Here is a 1,825-nt window from a genome sequence, read left to right as displayed (position 1 = left end):
GCGTTGTTGAACGTTTCCACTCCGACGAAGAATGGCCAGCCCATGTCGGTTTCTCGGACATACAGTTGCGTTTGAAGTAATACGAGGTCATGGCGTCCAATTATGCTGATGGTCAGTCAGTTTCGAACCCGCTCCACCCAGCCTGGGTCTTCAGGGTATTTTTCCAATAATTTCTGCATCCGCATGATCGCAAACGCAGCAACGTCATCGCAGTGCTGAATTTGTGCACCATTGTGTTTGATGTATCGGATGTCGCGTAATGCGACTTGTGCATAGGTCAAAATGTCTCGCGATTCAGACATCACGATCCCATGGGGAATAAAGCCAGCCGACGGGGCAAACCACAAATCGTGATCGCTTAACCACTGCGAGGAAATTTCGGCATAGCGGCTCACCTTACGTTCCTGGGACGAGCAGTACACCCCACGATCATGCAGGTTCATGCCATTCGCATCCCTGCCCAGGACGGCCAATTGCTCCCGGTGCCAGTATCCTGGGGTGTTGATCTCGTCGTATGTGATGGGCGGCGGCGATGGCTCCGAGCCGAGGGAGTAATAATTTGGCAGGTTCGGATCACGCTGATAGATCGGCGGAGGAGCGGCCTTCACCACACCGGCGGCACCCTTGTCCGTGGTAAAGAAGATGCCTTCCTGGGCGTTTGCGGCAAATGTCGCAGTGAATAGCACGCAGACTGATAGCAGTATGACTTGCGAACGCATAATGCCCTCCAAGCAATCTGATATATGTGCTTGTTTCAATATAACCACATAAATACATATTATCAATATATGCGGGGTAAACTATGCGATTAAATGACTTTACGATTTCTCCAGAAGATGCTGTTTCTGTTGCTCCGGGACGATTGCCGCCGGTTTATGATGAAAACCTCATTAGATTTGAGGTAATGGCCGTCCTTGACCTACTCCGAGGTGCTTTACATGACGCTCAACGTCTGCTCGATCTGATTGATCGGCGATCAACTCCTTGCCTTTGACCGTCAATCGCAGCAACCATTCGCCCGCCAGCACCAAGAATCCGGTCTGCGAATTTGATGATCAACCGGTTCGGTACCGCTCCGGGCCTAAGTTCCATGATCAGATCCATGGCTTCTGCCGCAGGTAGGTGCAGGCATGCCAGTAAGAATCCGGCGGCTGTCGAGCGAGATATTCCTGCCCAGCAATGGCATAAAATTCGGCCACCGCTGGGTATCTCTCGACCAAAATCAATGATGGTCTGAGCATGGTCCACGCTGGGGTGTTCGTTCCGTCCCTGTCGATCAAGTGACTTTCCAACCACTCCCCCCATCGCGTGTAAGTCATAAAATCTGAGACTCAGCACCTTGATCGATCCAGGGAAGACCAATGGATCGTCATGGTCATCGCCGGGGTCCAAAATTGAGATGATGTGACTTGGGCCGAAGGCTTCCAACTCGTCACCAAGCTCATCCAGCCCGCAGATGGTCATTGCGAAGGGCAATTTTGTCTTGGTCATGATGCTCCCTCCCAGGATGTGGGCGGGGACCATAACAGGTTTGAATGTGTCGGCCAATTTGGGCGATCAAAATAAGTGCCTACATATGAAGGCATTCGATGCTGCGATAAATACACCTGCAACAGCAGGAGTCGTTCATGCGAAAATTAGAAGAAATATATGAAGAATTTTATTCGTTGGGAATCGTCGGTTCTGGTCGCGAATTTGGTGAGTGGCTTAATCGAAGCCAAAGCTACCTTAGTAGTTCAAAATCAAGAGGCAGACGAATTTCGACAGAAGCACTTTTGGCTTTGGTATCAAATGTGACTGAGGCAATTGATTCAACGAACGAACC

Annotated in this window: 3 protein-coding genes; 1 reads left to right on the top strand and 2 read right to left on the bottom strand. The window is 50.4% G+C overall.

The window, feature by feature from the left end; genetic code table 11:
• Positions 1–116: 116 nt before the first annotated feature.
• Complete coding sequence (locus H261_RS22730) at positions 117–719, bottom strand: hypothetical protein (protein ID WP_008622669.1); 603 nt, start codon at positions 717–719, stop codon at positions 117–119.
• A gap of 226 nt (positions 720–945) precedes the next feature.
• Positions 946–1,491 carry a tyrosine phosphatase family protein gene (locus tag H261_RS24435; protein WP_008622668.1) on the bottom strand — a complete coding sequence of 182 codons (546 nt, stop codon included), beginning with the start codon at positions 1,489–1,491 and terminating at the stop codon, positions 946–948.
• 137 nt (positions 1,492–1,628) lie between these two features.
• On the opposite strand from H261_RS24435, the gene H261_RS26410 reads away from it, so the two are divergent.
• Positions 1,629–1,825: DUF6626 family protein (locus H261_RS26410; protein ID WP_235063043.1), on the top strand; the 197-nt coding region annotated here is incomplete at its 3' end.

The sequence above is a fragment of the Paramagnetospirillum caucaseum genome (assembly GCF_000342045.1).
Taxonomy (GTDB): domain Bacteria; phylum Pseudomonadota; class Alphaproteobacteria; order Rhodospirillales; family Magnetospirillaceae; genus Phaeospirillum; species Phaeospirillum caucaseum.
This window is presented reverse-complemented; position numbering and strand designations above follow the sequence as displayed.